This is a genomic window from Planotetraspora sp. A-T 1434, assembly GCF_025420585.1.
GTDB lineage: Bacteria > Actinomycetota > Actinomycetes > Streptosporangiales > Streptosporangiaceae > JAOEGB01.
Window position 1 is genome coordinate 137,485 of record NZ_JAOEGB010000011.1, and the last position, 23,395, is coordinate 160,879.

Below are 23,395 nucleotides of genomic sequence, written 5' to 3' on the forward strand. Positions count from 1 at the left end.
CGCCGCTCAGAAGAGGGTCAGCGGCTCGTCGGCCGGCATGGGCTCGGGCAGAGGATCGATCTCGGGCAGCCGGGCCCGCACGTCGTCGTGGAAACGACGGGCGAGCGTCAGCGCGTCGGCGTTGTCGGGAGTATGGATGAACACGGTCGGCGAGCGCCCCTCGCGCAGCCATTCGGTGACCGTGCCGATCCAGTGCCGCCAACCCTCAATCGTGCGCGCCGTGGAGTCACGGCCCAGGTAGCGAACGATCGGGCGGTCGGTCAGAGCGACCGACCGGCGGGGCACGCGCGGCTTCTTCGTCCATGCGTCGCGTTCGGCGTCGCTCGTGGGAGGGCTCTGGAAGAGAGTGATGGTGTCGAACGGGATCCACTCGGCGTCCACGCCTGCGAGGACTCTCTCGAGAAGCCCTGCGGACCGTACGTCGTCGAAGAACGCGCGGTGGCGCACCTCGACCGCGTACCTGTACGCCCGGGGAAGCCTGTGCAGAAAGCCCGTCAGGGTGCCGAGGTCGGCCGGGCCGAATGATCCCGGCAGTTGGACCCAGAGGGCGTGGGCTCGCGGCCCGAGTGGCTCGATCGCGTCGAGGAACGATCCGAGCTCCTCGTCGATGCCGCTTAGGCGGCGCTCGTGCGTGATCGTCTTGGGCAGCTTGACGACGAAGCGGAAGTCGGGACTGGTCTGCCGCGCCCACGACTCCACTGTGCTCCTCGCCGGAGTCGCGTAGAACGTCGTGTTGCCCTCGACCGCGTTGCACCAGGTCGCGTAGGACCGCAGGCGCTCCCCGGGAGGGAGCGGATGAGGGAGGAGACGCCCCTGCCATGGCGCGTGGGTCCACATCGCGCATCCCACATGAAGCCGCATGCCCCAGACGCTACCAACGCCTCCTGTACGGCTCTCGCGACCGCTGGGAGAGACAAGTCCGCGGTGGACGTCAAGTGGCACATAAGGCCTTCAGCAGGTGGGCCGGTAGTCCACGGAGGGGAGGTAGGTGGCCCACTCTCCTCGGGTGAGGTCGCGGCCGATCTCCTGGCAGAGCTTCCCCACGAGCGGCTCAGGCTGGAGCGACCAGCGGATGATCCTGCCGTCGTCTCCTCCGGAGATCAGGTCTCCGTCGGAGGTGAAGGCCAGGCCCTTGATCGGGGCCGTGTGGCCGGTGAGCGTGACCGTCGGCCTCTTGGACGCGAGGTCCCAGACGATGATCGTGCGATCGTCGCCCGCTGACGCGAGTGCCCGGCCGTCCCTGCTGAAGGCGAGGACCTGGATCGGGGCGGTGTGGCCTGTCAGCGTGTCGTACTGCTCCCCGGTCCGCGTGTCCCAGAGTTTGACGGTCCGGTCGGCGCCCGCCGTGGCGATCAGCTTGCCGTCGGGGCTGAAGGCCACGTCGAGCACCGAGCCTTGCCTGGTCCTGAGGGAGCGGACCTCCCGGTCGTGGGCCAGGTCCCAGACGACCAGGTCTCCGGCGGGGCCGGTGGTGGCGAGCAGCGGGTCGCGCGGGCTGAACGCCAGTGCCGAGACGAGGTAGCCAGGACCCGGGAACGGCGCCTCGGCCGGGTTCTCCAGATCGTGGACGTCCCAGCGGAACCGGCCGAGCGCGGTCGCGACGAGGAAACGCCCGCGCGGATCGAAGCCGACGTCGGTGGAGGCGCCCAGCCCCCTGTACGTGATCGTGGTGAGTCTTCGCCTGCTGTCTACGTCCCAGATGGTGACCGTGTGGCTGCGGGTGACGGTGGCGAGCCGGTGTCCGTCCGGGCTGAACGCGACGGCCCGGACGTGATCGGGATGGTCGCCCAACGTGGCGATCGGGTTTCCGTGCGCGTCCCACAGCCGGACGGTCTTGTCGCTGCTCGCCGACGCGATGACCCGCCCATCCGGGCTGATCTCGATGTCGTTCACGGCCCGGCTGTGTCCACTGAACGGAGGGAGGGCGCGCTCGCGGATCACGATGGTCCGGCCCAATCCGGCCGAGGCGAGCATCGAGCCGTCGGCGCTCAAAGCGAGGGACAGCGCCTCCGTGCGGCTTCTGTCCTGATAGGTCTCGATGGGCTGCCGTCGCGCGATGTCCCAGACGGTGATCAGGCCGTCCTCGTCGGCGACGGCGATCCGACCGGCGACGGGCGCGGACATGTCCCAGGTGTACGGCGACTGCTCCGGCAGCGCGGACAGGAAGGTCACACCGTCGTGAGCGATTCGCCAGAACCGCACCCCGTGATATGCCGATCCCGTGGCGAGGGTGCCGTCGGCGGAATCGAAGCCCAGCCTGTGGACGCCTTCGGCGCGAATCGCGGCGACCTCGGCCCCGGAGGCCACATCCCACACGAGGGGTTTGTCCGTTCCTCCCGTGGCCGACACCAGAAATGCCCGGTCGGGGCTGAACGCGAGAGCCACGACCTCCTCCCGGTGCCCCTTCAGGGTCCGCTTGTTCCCGCTCAGCAGGTCCCACACCTCGATCGCACCCTTGCCCGCCCCGACGGCGATCTTCGTCCCGTCGGGGCTCAGCGCCATCGCGTCGGTGAGTTTCTCCCGTGACCGCCGGAACACCGGCCGGCCGGAGCTCAGGTCCCACACGACGATCGTGCCCTTGGTGGCCTCGAGCGCGGCCCCCCTGACGACGGCGGCGAGCAGCCTGCCGTCGCGGCTGAACGCCACCGCCCTGGCGTGAACCTCCCCCATCCCCGCGAGTTCGACGTGCTCGGAGAAGGTCGCGACGCGGGTGCGGCCGCGCAGGTTCCAGAGGCCGACCGTTCCGTCGGTGCCTGCCGAGGCCAGCCGTGAGCCGTCCGGACTGAACGCCACCCCGAAGACCGCCGGCCCTTCGGCGTTGAGCTCGATCCGGCGTTGCGCCGCGGCCGACACGCTCACCAGGGCGCCCCGCGTCTCGGGCTCCGGATTGAGACGGAACGCGGCAATCGCCAGCAGACCGGCCAGATCGGGATCGGTGCCGAGGAGTGATCGGGCCTTCAGGGACAGTTGCCCGGACAGGGCGACCATCTGCTGGTGGCCGGCCTCCTGGCCCTGCCGTACGGCCACGCCTCCGCCGAGCAGGGCGAGCAGGAAGAGCGCGGCCATTCCGGCCAGAAGGCGTTGCAGGAGCCGGGTGCGGCGTCTCGTCGCGGTGCGCTCGCTCTCCTCCAGCGTACGGCTGGCCCGCAGAAAGGCGCTTTCGACGTCGTTCAGCTCCTGCGGGTGATCCTCCGCCCAGGTCCGGGCGGCGAGAAGCTGGGCGCCTCGATACAGGGCTCCCGAATCGCGCTCCAGTTCCCGCCACGTCTGCGCGGCATCGGTGAGCCGCCGATGGACGAACAGGTTCTCGCGGTCGTCGGTGAGCCAGCGGTGAAGCCGGGGCCAGGCCCGGATCAGCGCTTCGTGCGCCACGTCCACCGTCTCCTCCGCGAGGACGACCAGCCGTGCGGCCGCCAGCCGGTCCAGCACCGCGGAGGTGACTTCGGGGTCGGCCACGCCGACGAGCTCCCCCCGGGAGATGGGGCGCCTGGTGTCCTCTGTGCCGTCTCCCAGCGCGGTCAGTCTCACGAAGATCCTGCGCGCGGCCCGCTGCTCCGAGGGGGCCAGCTCGTCGAAGACCCGTTCCGCGCTCTGCGCGATGGCCCCGCGTACGCCGCCGGCCGCCTGATAGGCCGGCAGCGTGAGACTCGGGCCGGTGCGGTTCCGCCAGGTCTCCAGCAGCGCGTGCGAAACCAGCGGCAGGCTGCCCGGCTCCTCGGCGGCGTCGGCCAGCACCGTGGCCAGCAGGTCGGGTTCCACGGTGAGCCCCGCCTGGGCGGCGGGCCGTACGACGATCTCCTGAAGGTCGGCCGACGACACCGGTCCGACGAGCATCTGGGCCTCGCCGCCCAGAGCCTCGACCAGGTCCGGATGCTGGGTCAGGTGGGCGAGGAAGTCGGCTCGTATGCCGAGAACGAGAACGGTGCGACGGTCGGCGCCGAGTGCCAGCTCCAGCAGTGCCTCGACGAAACGGCGGCGTTCTCCGTCGTCGGCGCACAGCGTGAAGGTCTCCTCGAACTGGTCCACCACCAGCAGGAGGCGCGTCTGCGGCCCACCGTTCGCCGCGCCACGCAGCGCGATGTCCAGGGCGCCGTCCAGGGCGGCGTTCACGGCGCCCAGATCGCCGGGATCGCCTGACAGGGCGGCGCGGAGCACCTCGGGATCGCCGCCGGACGTCTTCGCCACCAGGTCGGCCAACGTGTCCAACGGGTGTTCGCCCGGCGTCATGACCAGGCCCCGCCACGGCCCGGCCGTACCGCTGGAGATCGCCCCCAGCAGGCCCGCGCGCAGGAGGGACGACTTTCCGCTTCCCGACGCTCCGAACACGCCGACGACCGGAAGCCGGTCGACCAGCTCGCGGAGCCGCTCGACCTGCTGAGAGCGGCCGAAGAACCATGCTTCGTCCTCCGGCTGGAACGCCATCAGACCCCGGTACGGGCAGTCGCCCGCGGCCCATCCTTCCGTCTCCTGAGGTGTGGCGGGCATCCGCGACGACGGGCCCAGGGCCGGGAGGAGGTCCTCGTCACCGCGGAGCATCGCCTCGTGCAGACGTTGGAGCACCGGGCCGGGTTCGATGCCGAGCTGAGCGTTCAACAGGTCGCGGGTGCGGCGGAAGACCTCCAGTGCCTCCACCTGACGGCCGGACCGGTACAGCGCGAGCATGAGATGCGCGCGCAGACTCTCTCGGTACGGATGCTCCCGGGTGAGGTCGGCCAGCTCGGCGGCCACCTCGATGTGCCGGCCCAGAGCGAGCCCGGCCTCCGCCAGCCGCTCGTGAGCGGTGAGCCGCGACTCCTCCAGCCGCCGGGCCTCCTCGGCGATGGACGCGCAGTCGGCGAACCCCGCGAACGCCGGCCCCCGCCACAGGCTGAGCGCCGCGCGCAGCCGGTCACGGGCCGGTTCGAGATCTCCCCGGTCCAGGGCCGCGCTCCCCTGCGCGGCGAGGCTGCGGAAACGCGCCGAGTCGAGCGCGTCGGTGATGATCGCATACCCGCCCGGCCGTCCAGGCAGGACATGGGCGCCGAACATCCGCCGCAGCTGGTGGACGTAGAGGTGGATGTTGCGCCGCGCGGACGCGGGCGGCTGATCACCCCAGACGGCGGCGATCAGCCAGTCGATCGAGACCGGCTGTCCGGCCTTGGACAACAGCGCGGCAAGGGTGAGCTGAAGCTTGGGGGCTCCGCTGACAGCAACCAGCCGGCCGTCACGGGAGACGCCGAGCGGTCCGAGAACGTGAAATTCCACCCAAACTCCGCCCCCATCGGACTTCGGAATGAAGAATCCTGGACCGCCGCCCGCTTGTCAATCGTTCAGTCAGGTGGGAGTCCATGCCCGTGCGAGACCGTCCCGCGCGGTACGTGCGGAGTAAGTGCCTCGACGCGAAGGACGACCCGCACGCCGGCACGCCATGCGGACGCCGCCCCTGCGCGGGCGAATCAGCCCGTCCACGTCCGACTTCAGGCGGGAACACATATGAGGTTACGCTTCTTCTCGGTCGCGAAGATATAAATGGTCCGCGGCTGACAGGTGGAGATCCGCAACCTCCACCTTCGTGTAGCTGCGCCGAATGGCCGGATGGAACGCGGTCCCCGGCAGTTCGGGTAGACACCGGCGATCCGCCATGCCTCCCTGGCCAGGCAGCCGACAGGCGCAGGTGATGACAGCGAATCCGAGCGGAACCGATTCGCCTGTTGACGGGCAGCACGGCATTTCGTACGTTCCGCGTGGGCGGTCCCGTGGGCGCCCCACGCCGGAAGGGGTTGCGATGACCACCGAGCTGGATCCGAACGGGACTTGGCCAGACATCGTGCCAGGCCCACTTGCCACGCCGCCACCGGAGTTCGCCCGCAGGCAGGAGTCGGGGACACTGGAGCCGGCGACCATGCCCAGCGGCGACCGCGTCCCGGTGGCCGTCAGGTACGAGGACGTCCGCGCCCTGCTGGCCTCGCCCCACTCCAGCCGCAACCTTCGCATCCCGGGACTGCCACGTTTGGTGAGCGGCATCGGCATCGATGACGACCCAGACGCGCTGATCAATCAGGACCCGCCCGAGCACACCCGCTATCGCCGGATCATGCACGGAACATTCACCCCGCGTCAGATCGAACCGTGGCGCCCCCGCATCGCGAAGATCGCCCAAGACCTCCTCGACGGCCTGGGCGAGGACTTCGACCTGGTCCAGGAGTACGCGCTGCGGCTACCGGGCCAGGTCATCTGTTTGATGCTCGGCGTGCCGATGGGCCACTACAAGCGGTTCGTCCGGTGGACGGACATGTTCCTGACCACCTCCACGGCCACCGAGCAGGCGCGCTACGAGGGCTACACCGAATTCATGGCCTATGCCGCCGAGTTGGTCGCGCAGCATCGCGCCGAGCCCGGCGAGGACCTCATCGACCTGCTCATCCAGGCCAGGGACGAGGACGACCGGCTGTCGGAGGGCGAGCTGGTCAACACCGTGTTCTCTCTCATCACGGCCGGTTACGAGACGACGGCGTCGATGATCGCCCGCGGTGTCTTCCGGCTGCTCCTCCACCCCGGCCAGTGGGCGGAGCTGGTCGCGGACCCGGCCCTGACGGCCACCGCCGTCGAGGAGATCCTCCGCTTCGACGGACCGCCCGCCAGTGCCTTCATGCGCCGGATGACGAAGGACACCGACCTCCCCAGCGGCGGCTCACTGAGCGCGGGGACGGTCGTCATGCCGAATCTGAACGCGGCCAACCACGACCCGCGGGCATTTCCCGAGCCCGGCCGGTTCGACATCCACCGCTTCACCGATCACCCTCCGAACCCGCACGTGGCATTCGGGTACGGTGCGCATCGCTGCCTGGCCGCCAGCCTCGCCAGGGTCGAGCTCACTGAGGCGATCAGAGCCCTGGTCACTCAGCGCCCCACTCTCCGCCTGATCTCCTCACCCGAGTCGGTGACCTGGACCGATGGCCTGGTCTACCGGCCGGTCGCCATGCATGTCACCACGGGTGGATAGCAGCGGGACGGCCGAGCGGGGCTGCCGTGCCGTACTTTCCGCACGTTGGCCACATCGAGCCGCCAACGCCCGGCCAGTACGGCTCGGCCGGGCGTTGGCGGCTGGGCTCATTTGTTGCCGCTGAGCCGCTTCAGATCGTCCGATGTTAGAGGGACTGGGTTCTCCTGCAATTTGACAGGCTCTCCCGTGGCGTTCAGGGGGTACTGGCCCTGCAGCGGGTTGAGCAGGGCTGCGGGGGCATCTGGATATGTCTGGAGGAAGAGGACGTAGCCCTGGTTCTGCTGGAGGGCGTGCTCCTCCTCCTCCTGGTAGGTGATGCCGTTGAGCGTTCCACCCAGTTGCTGGACGTCGATCGACTGGCCGACCTGCGCGGCGCCCTTGTAGACCTTGGTCACAGAGGCCTTGTAGATGCTGATCACCACCGGGTCGGGCGGCTCCTGCGGCGTTGGGGCTCCGGCCGCGGGGTTGAGTTTCGGATCGGCGCCGGCCGTGTCAGGCTTCAACTCCTGGACGCTGACCGGCTGAGTGCTCACGGTGGCCTCGACGATGAGGTCGGCCGTATTGAACAGGTTGTCCGCCGAGTCGTACGCGGGATAGTCAGCGTGGTACGTGATGACTTTGTCGCCGTTGGAGTTCGCACAGGCTCCTAAAAACGCCGTCGATGCCAGGAGAGCGAGAGGCACGACAAGCCGCCGCGAAATCGTCTTCATATCGGTCCTCTCTTTAGTAGTAGGCGTTGACGTCGTTGATGTCGTGGGACTGCGGCTTGGTCATGGTGTTCCGGTTGCGGCAGTAGCTCATGATCGCGTCAGTACAGTGGGAGCCGTCGTTGATGTCGTTGAGGCTCAGCCGGTGGCCGAACTCATGGGTGAACGAACTGGTGACGAAGTTCGACCAGTTGCTCGCGTCACGGGTTATCGTCCGCGCGTTGAGCTGGATGCGGAAGGAGCGGGTGGTCCACGTCATGTAGGGCGTATACAGGCCGTACCAGGTGGCGGAGTAGGACGCCGCCACCAGATATGAGGGGGACGAACTCGACTTGGTGATGTACGCCGCGGTCGGAGACGCGTTCCAGTTGATCAACGCCTGGTTCAGCGGGGTCATCCACGTACTGTTGTAGCTGTAGGGCTTGATGGTGAAGCTCGGCGACGAACCACCGCCGGAGTAGTGGTGCGCGGAGGCCGGCGACACTGTGACGGCCAGCATTGCCACGACCGCCCCCGTGGTCAGCAGCATCCGACTCGTGACACGCCTTGGACCGTCTTTTCGGTATGCGAGATGGAACGCCATGCATCAGCTCCGGAATTCGGTGAGGTACTGCTGTGTCACCGCTTAAGAGCCCCAGCGCCCCCAGAACGTGACACCGACCACAGGCATGTGACCGACATCACTTTCCGCACCGAGCATCCTGGAATCTAGGGGGTCCTCCTTGCCACTGAGGCACTCCGGCGGGTTCCCTTCGAGGATGGGCAAGGTCATCCGGATGGTCGAGTGCCCGTTGCGGCATCGAGGAACAGCATCAGCCACACGCATGGTGATCCTTCACCATCGCCCGGACGAGCGCGGAGATTCCCGACGCGACGCGCAGATCGTTTGATCGATCGGGATCCGTCGGAGCCGCTGTCGCTTCTGTACAAGACCCGAGCGCTCGTTTTCACTAACCTCCCAATCGCAGCCATCGGGCCAGGCGAGCCAGGCACCGCCTGGAATATGACGGGGAGTGCGCCGGCCCGCAAGGGAAGGCCGTCCTCGTGCGCAAGATCGTCATGGAGTGCTGGAGCTGGATGCCACACGGAGGCCGCCGACCGGCTCGTTACGCCGGGACGAGGAGCTGCTGGAGACCTCGGCCCTGCTGCTAGGCCGTGTCACCTACGAGGGGTTCTCCGCCGCTTGGCCGGAAGTGACGGGCAACTCCGCCGACCGGATGAACGCATCCCCACAGAGAATTTGGAGATAAGCCATGACCACCGTCACCGCCAAGGACGGCACCCCCATCGCCTTCGAACGGCACGGCGAGGGCACGCCGCTGATCCTCGTGGACGGCGCCATCTCGTACCGGGCGTTCAATCCGCTCGGACCCCAGCTCGGCGATCTGCTCGGCGCGTCCCACACGGTCTACGCCTACGACCGCAGGGGGCGCGGAGACAGCGGCGACACCGCCCCCTACAGCGTGGAGCGCGAGATCGAGGACCTGGCGGCGCTCATCGCCGAGGCGGGCGGAACGGCCCACGTCTGCGGCTTCTCTTCGGGCGCGGTGCTCGCCCTGGACGCGGCCGCCGCGGGGCTGCCCATCACCCGGCTGGCCCTGTTCGAGCCCCCGTTCGTCGTGGACGACAGCCGCCCGGCCGTACCCGACGACTACCTGGAACGCCTCGACACGTTCCTGGCCGAGGGACGCCGCGGTGAGGCCCTGGAACTGTTCTTCACCACGACGGCCAACTTCCCCGCGGAGTTCGTCGCCGGAATGAAGGGCGATCCGAGCTGGGCCGCGTTGGAGGCCGTCGCCCCGACCCTCGGCTACGACGGCCGCATCATGGCGGACACGATGACCGGCCGTGCCCTCCCGCGGGACCGCTGGTCCTCCGTCTCCGTCCCCACACTCGTGATGTACGGCGGGGCGAGCGAGTCCTGGCTTGCGAATGCCGCCCGCGCGATCTCCGACCTCCTCCCCGAGGCCGGCCTGCGCGACCTGCCCGACCAGACGCACAATGTCACCGCCGAAGCCCTGGCCCCCGCACTGGCCGCCTTCTTGGCCGACGGAGAGCGCGCCTGAGCTCACAGAGCCCGCCGGAGAGCTCGAAGGCCGAATAACGATCAAAGCCCAGGCGGGGGAACACGGCCCCTGGCCTGGGCTTTTGAGTGAGCGGAGTCTAGGGATTCGAATCCCTGACTTCCGGCTTGCATCGGCCTGATCTTCAGGAGGTACGGCCTCGGCCTGGGCGAGGAGCCTGCAACCGGGGGGAACTTGGAACCGGGGGGAACTTGGAACCGGGGGGAACTTCGTCGCGATCTCGCCCGCTTTCGCCTGACTTCCTGCTTTGCTTCGCAAAGTGTGGCTGCGGGCCGCTCCCCTCAAGCATTTACTCCTGGACGGTCGCCACGGTCTGGAGGCGTGCCGCGTCCTGCCCGGGCGGGGCGCCGAACATACGTTTGTACTCGCGGCTGAACTGCGACGGGCTGTCGTAACCGACGGCGTGGCCGATCGCGGCGACGTCGTGCGGTGCCGTGATGAGCCGGAGGCGGGCCTTCTGGAGCCTGAGTTGTTTCTGGTACTGCAGCGGGCTCATTGCGGTCACCGCGCGGAAATGGCGGTTGAGTGAGGAGACGCTGATGCCGACGTCGTGGGCGAGGTCGTCGATGCGAATCACCTGGTCGTAGTGGGTCTTGATCCATTCGATCGCGCGGGCGACGAGGGTCAGCTGGCTGTCGGCCAGGCCGATCTGTCTGACCAGGGCCGCCTGAGGTCCGTTCAGCAGCCGCCAGTGGATCTCGCGCCGCACTCCGGGCGCCAGCACGGGAACATCACGTGGCTCGTCGAGCAGGCGCAGCAGCCGGACGACGGCGTCGAGCAGCCTCTCATCGGCCTCGCTGGTCGCGATGCCCGGTCCGTCGTGCGGGCGGGCGACGAACCGGCCGGCTTCGACCAGCAGTTGCGCGATGAGCGCGGGTTCAAGCGGAAGCCCGAACGCCAGGAACGGCTCGGTGGGTGTGGCGTGGGTGATCTGCGAGGTCAGGGGAAGGTCGACGGTGACGACGAGATACTGGCCCGCGTTGTAATCGAAGATGCGGTCACCGAGTACCGAGCGCTTCGCTCCCTGAGCGACCAGGGAAAGCATGGGTTCGGCGACAGTGCCCAGCGGTTCGGTCACCCGCTCGGCGGAGAACACCGTCATTCCCTCGATCCACGACGGGCGCGGGCTGCCCGCGGCGAGTCGGGCGATCCGGCTGCGCAGTTCGTTCAGGTGTCGCATCACGTCAGTGAACCAGGAACGAGTAAGGCAGTCCAACATGATCCGAGCGACGTTGCGCGGATCGTGCAACGATCCGCGCGCATCGGTCTAGGAGATCATCGGGCATCGGGGTTGGCTGGAGGAGCACAGAGGGACGCCCTCCGCGGCGTCTCTAAGACTTACCAACAGGAGCTCCGCGATGTCGCTCGATTCCTATGTCACGCTCGGCCGCTCGGGACTGCGTGTCAGCCCGTTCACGCTGGGCACGATGACCTTCGGCGAGGACCATGGGTGGGGTAGCAGCCCAGACGAGTCGAAGAGCATCCTCGCGGCCTATCTGGGCCGGGGCGGCAACTCGATCGACACGGCCAACATCTACACCAACGGCCACTCCGAGAAGATCATCGGCGACTACTTCGCCGGACAGCACGCACTGCGTGACCGGGTCGTGATCGGCACCAAGTTCTTCGGCAATCTCTACGCAAACGACCCCAACGGTGGCGGACCCAGCCGTAAGGCGATCGTGCAACAGCTGGAGAACTCGCTGCGGCGCCTGCGAACCGACTACGTCGACATCTACTGGCTGCACAATTTCGACCCGGCCACGCCGGTCGAGGAGACCCTCCGCGCACTGGACGACCTCGTCAGCGCTGGCAAGGTCCGCTATGTCGGGTTCTCCGACGTGCCCGCGTGGGCGACCGCCGAGGCTGCCACCATCGCGCGCCTGCGCGGATGGGCTCCGATCATCGCGCTGCAGCTGGAGTACTCCCTGCTCGAGCGGACCTCGGAAGGGGAGTTGATCCCGATGGCCCAGGCCATGGGCATGGGAGTGATGGCGTGGGGGCCGCTGAGGAGCGGGTTCCTGTCGGGCAAGTACTCCAGCACCACCACCGGCCCGGTCGACAGCACCCGCACGCAGCTCGTCGGAGCCCCCAGCGAGGCCGACTACGTGGTGATCGACGCCCTCAACGCCGTCGCTCGCGAGGTGGGTGCCAGTCCCGCCGCGGTGGCCCTGGCCTGGGTCCAGGGCCGCCCCGGGATCACCTCGACCCTGGTCGGCGCCCGCCGCATGGACCAGTTCAAGGCCAACGTGCACGCCCTGGACGTGACCCTCACCGACACCCAGCGCGGCGCGTTGGATGAGGTGTCGGCTCCCACGCTGAACTTCCCAGCCGACAACAACAGGACGTTGGCGGCGATGCTCCAGTTCGCCGGAGCCACCGTGGACGGGCGCCCGTCGATCGTGTCCCCGCTGCTGCGGTCCAGCGACGCCCGCTACTGAGCGCCCAACCCAACAACGACGCAAGAGAACACACGGAGAGATCGAGATGATGAAGCAGTTCGCAGGCAAGACCGCATTCGTCACCGGAGGCGGATCCGGTATCGGGCGCGCGACAGCCCTGGCGTTCGCAGCCGAGGGCGCGCTGGTGACCGTCGCAGGTCGCACGCCGGAGACCCTGAAGGAGACCGTGCGCCTGATCGAAGCCGACGGCGGCTCGGCCCGCCACGTCGTGACCGATGTGTCCGACGAATCCGCAGTGCAGGCCGCGGTGGAGGCGGCGGTCGGGGACACGGGCCGGCTGGACTTCGCCGTGAACAACGCCGGCTACGACGGCGAATTCCAGCTCACCACGGACTACTCGACCGAGATGTTGGACCGGATGATCGCCGTCAACGTGCGCGGCGTGTTTCTGTCGATGAAGTACGAGCTCAGGCAGATGACGGCGCAGGGCTTCGGCTCAGTGGTGAACATGTCCTCCGGCGCGGGCCTGGTAGGCGTGCCCGGGTTCTCCGGGTACACGGCCACCAAAGCCGCTGAGATCGGTATGACCAAGAGTTCGGCGCTCGAGGCCGCGCCGTACGGTATCCGCGTCAACGCTCTGTGCCCCGGCCTGGTCGACACTCCGATGATCGCAACGGTGGACCCGAACGAGGAACCCATGAAGTCGATCATCGCCGCCCACCCTCTGGGGCGAATCGCCAGCGCGAACGAGATTGCGGACGCCGTGGTATGGCTCTGCTCCGACAAGGCGGGATTCATCACGGGCGTAGCGCTGCCCATCGACGGCGGCTACACGGTGCCGTAACCCGGGCACGCGCGAACACCATCCGAGGAGTCATGGGCTTAAGGGCCTGCACTTCCAGAGCGTAGGGGGGTTCGAACCCCTGACTTCCTGCTTGCGAACACGCAAGCCGATCTGGCTTCTCCTGCGTTCCTGCTGTTCGGGCCGCTGATCGCGTTCCCGTTACTCCCCCTCGCTTCCCCTTGGCGACCGCCCCATCGGCCACGCAGCGGGCACGCAGGAGGGGCCTCGTCCGGAGGGCTTAACAGCGAGGGGGTGGGATCATCTGGGCTATTGGCGAAGCCGGTGGATCAAACGCTCTACGGGTTCGACATCGGCCTCTTCGAGCTCGTCAAGAGCGGCCAAGAGACGACGGACACGTTGCTTGCTGTGTCGCCGTACTGTACGGCGGCCCGCGCCGTCATCCCGCGGCCGCCTTCGTGGCCAGGCGGCTCGGCCGTACGTCGTAGGGGTCGGCACGAAGCCGGTCGGAGTGGATGGTGGCCTACGGTCAACCCGCGGGGACGCACATCGCGTACAGCTCGACGCTGATCTTCTCGCTCATGGAGTTCACCACGACAAAGTCCCAGGCGTTCTGAACAGCACCAGGAGTGTCGCTCGTGCTGCTGGGTGCGCTGACCGGGAACGTCACCGGCTTCCTCGGGTCATGGGACCCCCGAAAGGCATAGCCTCCGCCCACGGCCCTCAGGCCCTTTCCACACACCACGTTCGTTAACAGCATTCCCGGACCGCTGACCGCTTTCGTCTCCTTCACCATGGTCACCTCTGGCCCGCTGAACTGGTGCGTCGCGGCAATTCCACCCAATGCAAGCGCCACTAACGCCAGCGCCCCGACCCCGGCCAGTGCGATTTTTCCGCCCAGCTTTTCGAGAGATTCCACGACGCTCCGCCTCTGTTGGTCCATCGGTTGATAAACCATGCTGGCACTCCACACGCCCGCCCGCCCGATTAGAGCCAGGAGACGTCCGGACGATTCGAGCCGAAACCATGAAGCCTCAGCAGTCAGGAACCGAGCGCACCACACGTGGTGGCAGCACCCGCCGCCAATGGTTGGCAGAGCAGTCGCCACACCCGTGCTGGCAGGCATCACGGGCAACACCCACGAGCCACAGCCGGAATCCGGGCCCGCTCGCTCCGACCCTCAGGAGGGCCTGGCATCGCTGAGGCCACTCGCCGCACGGGGGTCAGCGTGCACACCCTCCGCTACTACGAACGTGTCGGCCTGGGTCGTCGCCCCCGTCGACCGCACCAACGGCGGCTGGCGGCGCTACCACCAGCTCGATCTCGAGACTGGATCGTCGTATGCACCAGGCTGCGGGCCACCGGCATGCCCATCAAGACCATCCGGCGCTAGGCCCAGCTCGTATCCGCCGGATACGGCAACGAGCAGGAACGGCTTGCCCTCCTGGAGGCCCACCGCGCCGACGTGACCGCCAAGCTCGCTGAGGTGCAGGCGAACCTCAAGCTCATCGACCACAAGATCGACGTCTACCGAGGCCGGCTCGCCGCGGGGCGACGCCGGACCGACTATGGGCGGCTAACCGCCCAGCGGGTTCCCACTGAGCCATCCCCCTTGCGTATGGGCAGTTCCGGGCCACACGCCTGTCACAGGAGGGTGTCACTGACGCGGAGTGGCCGGTGGGCGGGTGGGCGAGTCAGCGGCAGCGGGCCGGGGACGGAGGTGCAAGCCTCGTCTTCACGTGCTCCATGTTCCCGGTGAGCTTCCCCGCCCGCTGGTTGCCCTACGGCCACAGACGGGGCTTGCTCTCCGAAGGAGCCGGTCTGCTGGGATGCGCCTGGGTCGTGGCGGGCGGGGTGATCAGGCTTCCACCTCAGCCAGCTACGAACCCCCTCTTGCTCGGGCGATCACCCGGAGCCGAGGCACCCGCCGGAGGCCCCTTGGAGCGGCGATTATGGTGCCGTGTCTGATCTGCTATGGGCTGAGGTGAAGCACTTCTTCGACGTGGACCTGTACGGAGTGCTGCCTGATGTGGTTATCGAGGGAACAGGCCTTGATGACTGGCAGGCGCTTCTTGACCTGGTCGGGTCGCAGGGGTGGGCGTATGAGTACTCCCAGGATGGCGAGGTGCTCGACCTGCCGCCTGCCGCCGAGATGGTGGCTGCTGGTGGGGCAGCGGTCGCGTTGAGGGTCTGGCCGGTACCGGAGGTGCTGGCGGTCTTTCGGCCGTTCAGCGCGGAGTCGATCGACTTCGATGTCGACTTGCGAGAGTTGCAAGGTCAGGAGCGGCTGGACATCTTGTGTGATCTGTTTCGGGTGATCGGGCGGCGCCTGCGGAAACCGGTGCTGCTGATGCCGGAAGGCGTTGATGTTCACCCGGTGCTCGGGTTCGATGTCGACTCTGATCGCGTGATGCTGCTGGCTGATCCGGATGATGAGTGATTCGCCCTCGCGGTGGTGCGGCGGTGTACTCCGAGGGACAGGGGTGGGCACGGCGGCCCGAGCCGCGGTGGCCGGAACCGGCCCCAGGCCGCATGGCCGGCCGCCGAGCGGGCGCAGGGCCGCGAGGCGGCGCAGAGCGCCGCCCTTGACCGGTTCGCCGGCGAAGGCGAGACGCGTTCATCTTCCTCGGCAAACCCGGTGCGTTCCTGCGTGGGGCAACTTCCGTCGGGAGGCCAAGTAGGCGGAAGCACTCAAGGAAATGGGCATGGGCGCGTCAAGGGCCTGCACTTCCACGACCTTCGGCAGACCGGCAACACGCTCGCCGCGCAGTCACGGGCGAAGCCTCGCCGATCTCAAGGCACGGATGGGGCACGACAGCGACCGGGCGGCGTCGATCTATCAGCACGCCACCCGCGATACCGACCAGAAGATCGCCGACGCGCTGAGGGTCCGCGTGGAAGCCGAAAGGCAAGATCGTTAAGCGCTAATGGCACGAACGCCGCTTTCGATGATCGAGGAAGCGGCGTTTTGGCCGGTGGAGCCGAGGGGATTCGAATCCCCGACTTCCTGCTTGCAAACGGGAGCCAGGCATGACGTAGAGGGCTTCCTGCCCTGTTCAGTCGGTAGTTGAGAGTCGGTGCTGTATGGTTGTGTGAGCCAGGGTTGCTGTATCTAGCTGCTGTAATTGATCTCTATGGTTCTGGAACAGTCGCGGTTTCCCCGTACTTCATTCCAAAGGAGTACCGAGCGCCGTCGCTACGAAGACCGGTGAACTTTAGCCCGTTCGCGCGCGGTTCGACCATGGTCAAACGGACGACCTGGGGACCTAACTGAGTCGACAGCTCAACAAGATCGCCAACTTTGAGGTTCTCGGCAACGACCTCTGCACTCATGCCCCTTATTCTGTCCCGAGCAGCCCGGGTTCAACGTTGCGTCACCGTGCAAGGACCTGTGCGGTTCCGCACGCTCGCGCACCGTCCTCGAGTCGGCCTGTAGGCCGGTACAAATTCCGCACCCTCTCTACCTGCACGTTCTCGCCCCCGCCTCCGAAGCGACCTGCGATGACGCTTCCGTTCGTTGTCATCGCTTGCCAGCAATTTCCGGTGCCATGTGCCCCGAAAGTGCCCCCAGCGGATGCACCACGCTACGACTGATCGTGGTGGAAGACGTCGTGTAGCCAGTGATCGAAGTACCTGACGAGTGGACCGAAGCCCGCCGCTATATGGGCTTGGACGTCCTGGCCAAAGCCCGGCTACGGGATATCTACAGCGAGGTCTCGTCGGAGGAGACCCGCAAGGCGCTGAAACGCCTGGGCAAGCATCTCGGTTCATAGACGTCGCTTACACGATAAAAGGCCACTCCTGACGAGTGGCCTTCCGCATCCCGGACCTGCCTTTGGGCGCCGCCCCTACTATGATCAGCGCGTGTTCGACCTGGGACCGTTACAGCTGATCCTGTTTCTCCTATTTCTTGTGGTCCTTGGGTGGGGAACCCGTGCATGGAGATCCAGGCGTGAGGTGCTGCAGGTTCATGTCGACCTGGGGCTCATCACGCCCATTGGAGTACAGGTCCGAGCCCACGACCTCCTTGAGGCGGGCAAGCACGCGGATGCCGTCAAGCTGATCCGCAAGGAGAGTCAGGTGTCCCGAAGGGAAGCGGAGGATGTAGCGAAGGCCCTGCAAGCCGGTCAAGTGCTACCAGACTTCCCGATGCCCTGGGAAGGCGACCTGAGCACACGAGTTCGCAAGCTCGTCTCTTCTGGCCGCCGGAAGGAAGCTGTGTTCCTCGTGCGGAGCCACGAGAACATGAGCCAGTCAGAAGCCGAAGCCTTCGTTGATTCTCAACTGCGGGAGCCGGGGACGTAGTTCGACAAGGGCGGGCCGGTTCAGTCGTACCAGTTGCTGTATTTCACTGCTGTACGAGATCAGAAAGGCCACTTCCTGATCATGGGAGGTGGCCTTTGACGTGGGGTGGAGCCTAGGGGATTCGAACCCCTGACTTCCTGCTTGCAAATCGGCCTGATCACCAGCGGACACGGCCGCGACCTGGGCGAGGAGGCGCCCGCGAGTGACCGTGAGTGCCCCCTGGTGACCGCCCTTAATGGCACGCTAATGGCACGGCGATCAGGCTCGCGTCCTGCCGGCGGGCACGGGCCGCAAGCCCCTGGTCCGCCCCGTCCTCTTCGTAGCCGCCGATACCCAGGACGCGACCGCCGTTTCAAGGGTGGCGCGCTGCAGACCGGAAGCCCCTACCTACAGCGGTTGTGTCCGACATAATATGGGCATGAAAAAGTTGCGCTTCTACCGGTCGGCGCGGAAGCACCGCATCGGACAGGCGCATGCCTTACATGTCGTCCGATCTGGGCCGCCAGCGATCGTGCCGGCCACCGACCCGACGCTGGAGGACCGATGGGTCTGGATCGGCCCCGATGATCGGGGCATAGAGCTGGAGGTGATCGGCATCCTCACCGACAAAGCTTTAGTGATCATCCACGTGATGCCAACCGCGCTACGGAGAAGGACGCCATGACTGAGCACGAGGCAGCCTGGCCACCCGAAGACATCGAACTGGCCCTGGACCACGACTCCGATATCGACAGCGACTCTGAAGAGATCTACGACGCCAAAGGCAACCTGATCACGGACGAGTACGTACGAGATGCAATCAGCGACGTTCATCGAGCGATCGACGAGGGCCGCGTACCCGTGCCTACCGGCCGCCCCGGACGTCCATCGCTCACAGGCGAGGGCACACATTCCCCAAGAGTCTCCTTCAGAGTTCCAGAGGAGTTGCGCGAACGCGCGAAGGCCCGCGCCGAGCAAGAAGGGAAGAGTGTGTCCGCGCTGGCGCGGGAAGCCTTTGAGCAATTCCTCAGAGCGGGATGAGCACGCGCGACAGGCGACAGCACCAGGTGGCCAAGCAACTCGACAGCCTCGCACGAGGGCAATTCCAGAGGGAATGGGACACGCAACGGGGCGCGGAAGAGCCGAAGGCCGATTTGACGATCAAAGCCCAGGCGGGGGAAACGGCTCCTGACCTGGGCTCTTGAGTGGGTGGAGCCTAGGGGATTCGAACCCCTGACTTCCTGCTTGCAAACGGGAGCCAGGCACGACGTAGAGGGCTCGTTGCCCTGCTGAAGAGGCAGTTACGGGCCGGTGGTGTGTGGCCGTGTGAGGCGGCGTTGCTGTAGCGGTTGCTGTACGCAGCACTAGGCCGACCAGGTTTCATCTCCTTTAGGGTTCCACACCCCTTCATGATTGGGCAGTGGCCGTTCCGTTTCGCGCTGGTTCCTCAGTTGGTGCCATGCGTGGCTGCATCCGCCGGCGCAGTAGCGCTCACGTCGGCGCCCGTCCGCGACAGTCAGAAGCGCGATCAGAAGACGGAATGCCTTGGCGCGCTCGTCCTGTGGCAGATTGATAATCTTCGCCAGTTGCTCAGCCAGTCGCCCCCGAGTTATCAGTACCGCCGGAGTATGGGTGAGCCGTATCCCCGCAAAAAGGACACTCTCTGGCCCATCCTCGACGACGGCACCAGCCTGAATGCAGTAGTTGGCGAGATCGCGTAGCACGACCAACTGGTCCTCAGCTGTTAGTCCCTCGAACCAGACGACATCCCACGACATTGGACGAAAATTCTGCGCCAATTTATTCAGAATGACCGCATGCTCGTGCACATCACCCTCACTATCATGACCAGCCCGATTGCTGTACGCGGCCCCCTCGCTGAGTACCGGTTTGGGCACGCAGTTGATCACGCATCCGAGCTAGGCGGGGCGCGGTGATGCGGACCAGTCGGTCTGTAGGCCGGGTTCAATTTCCGCACGCTCCCTACCTGCATGCTCTCGCCCTACAACTGGAGCGACCTGCGGAAACGCTTCCATTCGTTGTCATCGCTTGCCAGCGTTTTCCGGAGCCGTGTGCCCCCAAAGTGCCCGGCTCCGTCATGCCCTCAAACCTGGCTTCCGCTTTTCGACGAGAGCCAGTCACGATGCAAGCTGCTCCTGTGTGAGTCCTACGACGCGATCGACGAGGGATAGCATCGTCGCGCCTAGCCTGCCCCTCCTCGTGTTAAGGACAGCGATGCCCCGCCTGACTGAACGCCTCACGGACGTGATCACAGTCGAGTATCGACAATTTATGATTATGGACCTCGATGGAGCGAACGGAGTACCGGAAGGGGCCGAGGACCTCTGGGAACTCTCGGACCGGGCGAACGTGACCGACTGGTTCATCACCACGGCGAACGTCGGCATCATCACCAGTGAGGCGGATGACTGGCACAGGGTTGAGGTCATGCTGGAACTTTGGGATGGGGAACCGCCGGCCGATGACGCCCTGTGGGCCAGAAGTGAGACGGTAGAACTGTACTTGACTTCCGGCAAGCTGCGTGTGGTCGGGCCCTTCGGCAGTTCCTCCGGCAAACTCATGGACCTCCGCAAACAAGCTCGGAACTGGCTCGTGCGCGCAAATGTCCGCCCTGGCCCCGGTGCGCGCTACCCGGACGAGCAGCCTCCCCAAGGACTTGAGACGTACCGCCTGCAATTCTGGCCCGCACTGCCGTGACACGCTTGCTTATCAGGCAACGGCGACACGTGTTCGAACTGGTCTTACTGGGGCTCGACCTGCGAGGATCATCCACTGCCGTCCGTCAGTGTCCGCAGTTGTCCATCGTCGTCGTCACGCAGTTGGTCACGCACCCCACCTTCTGCTTACAAGGGAAGGGCAGGCCCCTCGTTGATAGCTCGCCGCCCCGCTCAGCCGGTAGATGCGGGCCGGTGCGGTGTGGTCGTGTAAGGCGGCGTTGCTGTACCGGTTGCTGTAGTACACAGGCCCACTGTCGTGCTTTACGAATCCGTTGAGTTGGGTCGCGCCGAATGGTGCCATTTGTTCGCAGTGGCGACAAGCTCGTCGAATGAGCGGTCCAGCCCGTTCGTACTGACGCCCACTCCTCCGTGCGACATCGCGGTAATCCGCGACAGGAACGAGAACGGGCGTGAATGCAAGTAACGCCGCCAAACCTCTGGCGCCATCTGCAGGATCAGGAATCGCTGACGCTGATTCGTGTGCGTAGTGACCCCGTCGACACTGTCCCAGGGGATCGGCTCCGCCGACACGCGCCGATCATGGAAACCCAGAGGGCCGACCTGGATGACGACCGAATCCTTCCGCGTGAGCTGCCAAACCCATCCGAGGCTGGCGACTGAGAAAAGGACCATCCCCAGCCATCCAACAATCGTCGCGAGGATGCCCAATCCGGTCCTCAACCAGTCGAACGCGATGGCTGCGGACACGGCGACCATGACCATGCCGAGAAGCAGTATCAGCAGCGTTCTCGGGATCGAACGCCGCCATTCGACCACGTCGTTGTCGGGTAACTCCATCATTTTTACCTCGCCTACTGACGGTCCCAGTCGACAGTCTCACCCATGACTGCGCTGTCCGCCAGGGAGAATAAGCATCACGTTCCCGCACATCTTCACCCGGTCCTGATCTCTCGTCTGCCTTCGACCCATCCGCAGGACAGCGGGCCGGCGACGGAAGGGCAGGCCCATTCTCACTGTGTACATGTTCCCGGTCACCTTCCACATCCGCTGGTTGCCCTACCTGCACGGCTGGGCTTGACCTGGAGGAGTCGGGCTGCTGGGCTTGCCTGGGTCGATGGCTGGCGAGCGATCAGGACTTCACCGCAACCATCTACGGCCCGCCCTGTGCGCGGGTCCTGCTCTCGGAGCCGGAGCGCCCCGGGGTTTGGGGCAGCGCCCCAAGGTCTTCCCCTGCGCCTTCCCCGCCTCTTCCTCGCCCCTTCCTTCTCTCTCCCCGCCAGCGTCGCCCCGTTCGGTCTCCGGGTCTCCTCGGCTTCGTGTCTGCTCATGGCCATGACCCGTTCACCATTGGGAGAGAACTCTCCATCGGCACAAGCCAATGCCGCCATCTTCATGCCCACGCCGCTTGTCGGCGTGGTGCGCGCCGCCAACGGCGGGACCGGCCGAAGAGCCGCAGCCCGCCGGCGGGCGGGCGCGCGGTCCAACTGGTAGACCCTGTGTCCGTGTGCCTCTGTTGACTGCGGGCCGTGAATGGCAATCGGGCTGCGCTGTGCATCCCCCTCACTCGATCCCCCCGCGGTGTCTCCGTAAGCAGCTCAGGAAACAGCCCCCCTTTGCCGATCCCATCCCCGGCGGTCCCCCTCCCCCTGGGGGCCGCCTCTCCTCCTGGATCGTCGAGCCCGCTTCCCCTCCCGGGCATCCTCCCCCACGTCGCCTCCCCCTCCCTCTCCGCCGAAGGCGGCTTGACGACGTAGGGAAATTCGTAACAGGTCAGCTCATCTCGTCGGCCGCGAACTCGGCTGACACCGACACGGACACAGCCCCGTCGAACCCGTTGGAATGGGCATGCAGGCGAAGAACGCCGTCGCGCTGGATACCGTTCGGCCATGCCGTGGCTTGCAGAATCTCAGCCCAGGTCTCGAAGTCGTGACGACGCTGGATGGGGTCGGGGGCGTAGCAATTGCCCACGATCAAGGGTCCGGCTCCAGCATCCGTGATCGTCCATGCGATCACGGGTAGTCCCTCATCGCGGGCGCGATTGAGTAGACGCCCGAGGACTGCATGGCTCTGCTGCTGCCAGTCGTGTCGTTCGCTGACGGTCGTCTCGATCATTGGCATTGCTCTGGCATCGTCACCGCGGCTCTCCGAGGTCGCCTCGCCGACCATCGTGCGGCCCGCGCTGCGGCTGGGGAGAACTGGCACGAGACGGGACTCGTGTTCACCACAGCAAGCGGCCGGCCAGTCGAGCCGTCGAACTTCCGGCGAAGCTTCGCCAATGCCTGCGCCAAGGCCAAGGTGCGGAAGGTTCACGTACACGCGACCCGGAAGACCTGCGCGTCCCTCCTCGTCGCTCTCGACGTTCACCCGCGTGTGGCTATGCAGATCCTCCGGCACAGCCAGATCTCGGTCACGATGAACATCTACAGCGAGGTCTCGTCAGAGGAGACGCGCAAGGCGCTCAAGCGGCTCGGTGAGCAACTGGATTCGTAAAGGATGTCGTCGGCGGGTGCTGCTGGCGTGCCGTTTCGCCGTCACGGCGATCGGGGGGCGTCGGCGGTTGTCGTGGGTTGATGCGGTCAATCGTTGTGGTCAACCGCTGGGGGTAACTCAATTCCGCAACGGAGCGCCTCGACGACATCTATGGCAGGTGCGAGGGGAAGACCAGTGGCTTGGCGAATCTCTTTGATGGCGGCAATGCGCCGTCCTGACATGATCAGCATGCGTGCTTTGTGCTGCGCGTCAACAGGAACCGCCACGCCAGTGATCCGGTCCGGATCAGGTCGCCTCAAGCGGCCATGTGCGCTGATCATTCGACCGGAGCCTACGAGCCAAGCCGTTATCGAGACAGGCACGACCCAACCGAAGAGCTCAAGTATGTGGATCAACGCGCTTCCCATGTCGCCCCCCGACCGAATCCTCTGCGAGGATGGCGTGCACGTCAAGATAGTGGATCAAGGCGGACTGAGAAGATCAGCCATGTACCCACCCCCTCGGGAGAGCTGCGGTCGGCCAGAGAAGCACAGCGATCCGAAGGTCCGCTCGGTGAGCAACGGGATTCGTAGCCGTTGCTGAATTTCGCTGCTGTACGAGATCAAAAAGGCCACTTCCCGATCATGGGAGGTGGCCTTTGACCTTGGGTGGAGCCTAGGAGATTCGAACTCCTGACATCCTGCTTGCAAATCGGCCTGATCACCAGGGGAAACGGCCGCGACCTGGGCGAGAGGCAGTCCGCGAGTGACCGTGAGTACCCCCTGTTGACCGCCCTTAATGGCACGCTAATGGCACGACGATCACGCCTCCGGGCCGCCCAGACGCGCGGCCGGCGCGGTCCGTCTCCTGGACCGCCCCCATCCTCCTCGTAGCTGCCGATCCCCAGGACGGGACCGCTGTGTCAAGGGTCAGCGAAGCTGATCGCGAAGCGACGCCGCAGGCGCC

General features: G+C 66.2%; 22 protein-coding genes. 12 read left to right on the plus strand and 10 right to left on the minus strand.

Annotated features, from left to right (window positions below; all coding sequences use genetic code 11):
- Positions 1-6: 6 nt before the first annotated feature.
- Together N5079_RS16380 and N5079_RS16385 are read right to left on the minus strand one after the other, a co-directional pair.
- Positions 7-861: a DUF72 domain-containing protein gene (locus N5079_RS16380; RefSeq protein ID WP_261584681.1), complete on the minus strand. Its 855-nt coding sequence runs from the start codon at positions 859-861 to the stop codon at positions 7-9.
- A gap of 90 nt (positions 862-951) precedes the next feature.
- Positions 952-5,244: a BTAD domain-containing putative transcriptional regulator gene (locus N5079_RS16385; protein ID WP_261584682.1), complete on the minus strand. Its 4,293-nt coding sequence runs from the start codon at positions 5,242-5,244 to the stop codon at positions 952-954.
- A gap of 520 nt (positions 5,245-5,764) precedes the next feature.
- On the opposite strand from N5079_RS16385, the gene N5079_RS16390 reads away from it, so the two are divergent.
- Positions 5,765-6,982: a cytochrome P450 gene (locus N5079_RS16390; RefSeq protein ID WP_261584683.1), complete on the plus strand. Its 1,218-nt coding sequence runs from the start codon at positions 5,765-5,767 to the stop codon at positions 6,980-6,982.
- Positions 6,983-7,089: 107 nt separating this feature from the next.
- On the opposite strand, the gene N5079_RS16395 is transcribed toward N5079_RS16390, so the two are convergent.
- A complete protein-coding gene (locus N5079_RS16395; protein ID WP_261584684.1) occupies positions 7,090-7,692 on the minus strand; it encodes a hypothetical protein in 603 nt (200 codons plus the stop codon).
- 13 nt (positions 7,693-7,705) lie between these two features.
- Complete coding sequence (locus N5079_RS16400; RefSeq protein WP_261584686.1) at positions 7,706-8,218, minus strand: hypothetical protein; 513 nt, start codon at positions 8,216-8,218, stop codon at positions 7,706-7,708.
- Positions 8,219-8,942: 724 nt separating this feature from the next.
- On the opposite strand from N5079_RS16400, the gene N5079_RS16405 reads away from it, so the two are divergent.
- The gene (locus N5079_RS16405; protein WP_261584687.1) at positions 8,943-9,755 is read left to right on the plus strand and encodes an alpha/beta fold hydrolase; all 813 of its coding nucleotides are present in this window, start codon (positions 8,943-8,945) and stop codon (positions 9,753-9,755) included.
- A gap of 307 nt (positions 9,756-10,062) precedes the next feature.
- Here N5079_RS16405 and N5079_RS16410 read toward each other — a convergent pair whose 3' ends face one another.
- Positions 10,063-10,953 (minus strand): AraC family transcriptional regulator, encoded by an 891-nt coding sequence (locus N5079_RS16410; RefSeq protein ID WP_261584688.1) that lies wholly within the window; start codon positions 10,951-10,953, stop codon positions 10,063-10,065.
- Positions 10,954-11,131: 178 nt separating this feature from the next.
- Between N5079_RS16410 and N5079_RS16415 the strand changes: the two genes are divergently transcribed.
- Together N5079_RS16415 and N5079_RS16420 are read left to right on the plus strand one after the other, a co-directional pair.
- The gene (locus tag N5079_RS16415) at positions 11,132-12,214 is read left to right on the plus strand and encodes an aldo/keto reductase (protein WP_261584689.1); all 1,083 of its coding nucleotides are present in this window, start codon (positions 11,132-11,134) and stop codon (positions 12,212-12,214) included.
- Positions 12,215-12,260: 46 nt separating this feature from the next.
- Positions 12,261-13,019, plus strand: a complete 759-nt coding sequence (locus N5079_RS16420) for an SDR family NAD(P)-dependent oxidoreductase (protein WP_261584690.1) — start codon at positions 12,261-12,263, stop codon at positions 13,017-13,019.
- A gap of 487 nt (positions 13,020-13,506) precedes the next feature.
- Here the strand turns inward: N5079_RS16420 and N5079_RS16425 are convergent, their stop codons facing one another.
- Complete coding sequence (locus tag N5079_RS16425; RefSeq protein WP_261584691.1) at positions 13,507-13,896, minus strand: hypothetical protein; 390 nt, start codon at positions 13,894-13,896, stop codon at positions 13,507-13,509.
- Between the two features lie 309 nt (positions 13,897-14,205).
- Here N5079_RS16425 and N5079_RS35545 point away from each other — a divergent pair, with 309 nt between their 5' ends.
- The 6 genes from N5079_RS35545 (at position 14,206) to N5079_RS16455 (ending at position 18,302) form a co-directional block, all read left to right on the plus strand.
- Positions 14,206-14,370 (plus strand): hypothetical protein, encoded by a 165-nt coding sequence (locus tag N5079_RS35545; protein WP_410007795.1) that lies wholly within the window; start codon positions 14,206-14,208, stop codon positions 14,368-14,370.
- A 567-nt stretch (positions 14,371-14,937) separates the two neighbouring features.
- Complete coding sequence (locus tag N5079_RS16435; protein WP_261584692.1) at positions 14,938-15,417, plus strand: hypothetical protein; 480 nt, start codon at positions 14,938-14,940, stop codon at positions 15,415-15,417.
- A gap of 1,180 nt (positions 15,418-16,597) precedes the next feature.
- A complete protein-coding gene (locus N5079_RS16440; RefSeq protein WP_261584693.1) occupies positions 16,598-16,750 on the plus strand; it encodes a hypothetical protein in 153 nt (50 codons plus the stop codon).
- A 91-nt stretch (positions 16,751-16,841) separates the two neighbouring features.
- On the plus strand, positions 16,842-17,282 hold the full coding sequence (locus N5079_RS16445) for a hypothetical protein (RefSeq protein WP_261584694.1): 441 nt from the start codon (positions 16,842-16,844) through the stop codon (positions 17,280-17,282).
- A gap of 418 nt (positions 17,283-17,700) precedes the next feature.
- A complete protein-coding gene (locus tag N5079_RS16450; RefSeq protein WP_169983936.1) occupies positions 17,701-17,946 on the plus strand; it encodes a hypothetical protein in 246 nt (81 codons plus the stop codon).
- On the plus strand, positions 17,943-18,302 hold the full coding sequence (locus N5079_RS16455; RefSeq protein ID WP_261584695.1) for a ribbon-helix-helix protein, CopG family: 360 nt from the start codon (positions 17,943-17,945) through the stop codon (positions 18,300-18,302). Before N5079_RS16450 ends, N5079_RS16455 begins: the two co-directional genes overlap by 4 nt.
- Before the next feature lie 323 nt (positions 18,303-18,625).
- Here the strand turns inward: N5079_RS16455 and N5079_RS16460 are convergent, their stop codons facing one another.
- Positions 18,626-19,171: a DUF5958 family protein gene (locus N5079_RS16460; protein WP_261584696.1), complete on the minus strand. Its 546-nt coding sequence runs from the start codon at positions 19,169-19,171 to the stop codon at positions 18,626-18,628.
- A 325-nt stretch (positions 19,172-19,496) separates the two neighbouring features.
- Here N5079_RS16460 and N5079_RS16465 point away from each other — a divergent pair, with 325 nt between their 5' ends.
- Positions 19,497-19,979: a hypothetical protein gene (locus tag N5079_RS16465; protein ID WP_261584697.1), complete on the plus strand. Its 483-nt coding sequence runs from the start codon at positions 19,497-19,499 to the stop codon at positions 19,977-19,979.
- A gap of 281 nt (positions 19,980-20,260) precedes the next feature.
- On the opposite strand, the gene N5079_RS16470 is transcribed toward N5079_RS16465, so the two are convergent.
- Positions 20,261-20,797: an STM3941 family protein gene (locus tag N5079_RS16470; protein WP_261584698.1), complete on the minus strand. Its 537-nt coding sequence runs from the start codon at positions 20,795-20,797 to the stop codon at positions 20,261-20,263.
- A gap of 933 nt (positions 20,798-21,730) precedes the next feature.
- Positions 21,731-21,973, minus strand: a complete 243-nt coding sequence (locus N5079_RS16475; RefSeq protein ID WP_261584699.1) for a hypothetical protein — start codon at positions 21,971-21,973, stop codon at positions 21,731-21,733.
- 48 nt (positions 21,974-22,021) lie between these two features.
- Between N5079_RS16475 and N5079_RS16480 the strand changes: the two genes are divergently transcribed.
- On the plus strand, positions 22,022-22,450 hold the full coding sequence (locus N5079_RS16480) for a tyrosine-type recombinase/integrase (RefSeq protein ID WP_261584700.1): 429 nt from the start codon (positions 22,022-22,024) through the stop codon (positions 22,448-22,450).
- Between the two features lie 86 nt (positions 22,451-22,536).
- Here the strand turns inward: N5079_RS16480 and N5079_RS16485 are convergent, their stop codons facing one another.
- Entirely contained in the window at positions 22,537-22,770 is a 234-nt protein-coding gene (locus N5079_RS16485; protein ID WP_261584701.1) for a hypothetical protein, read from the minus strand.
- Between the last annotated feature and the right edge of the window lie 625 nt (positions 22,771-23,395).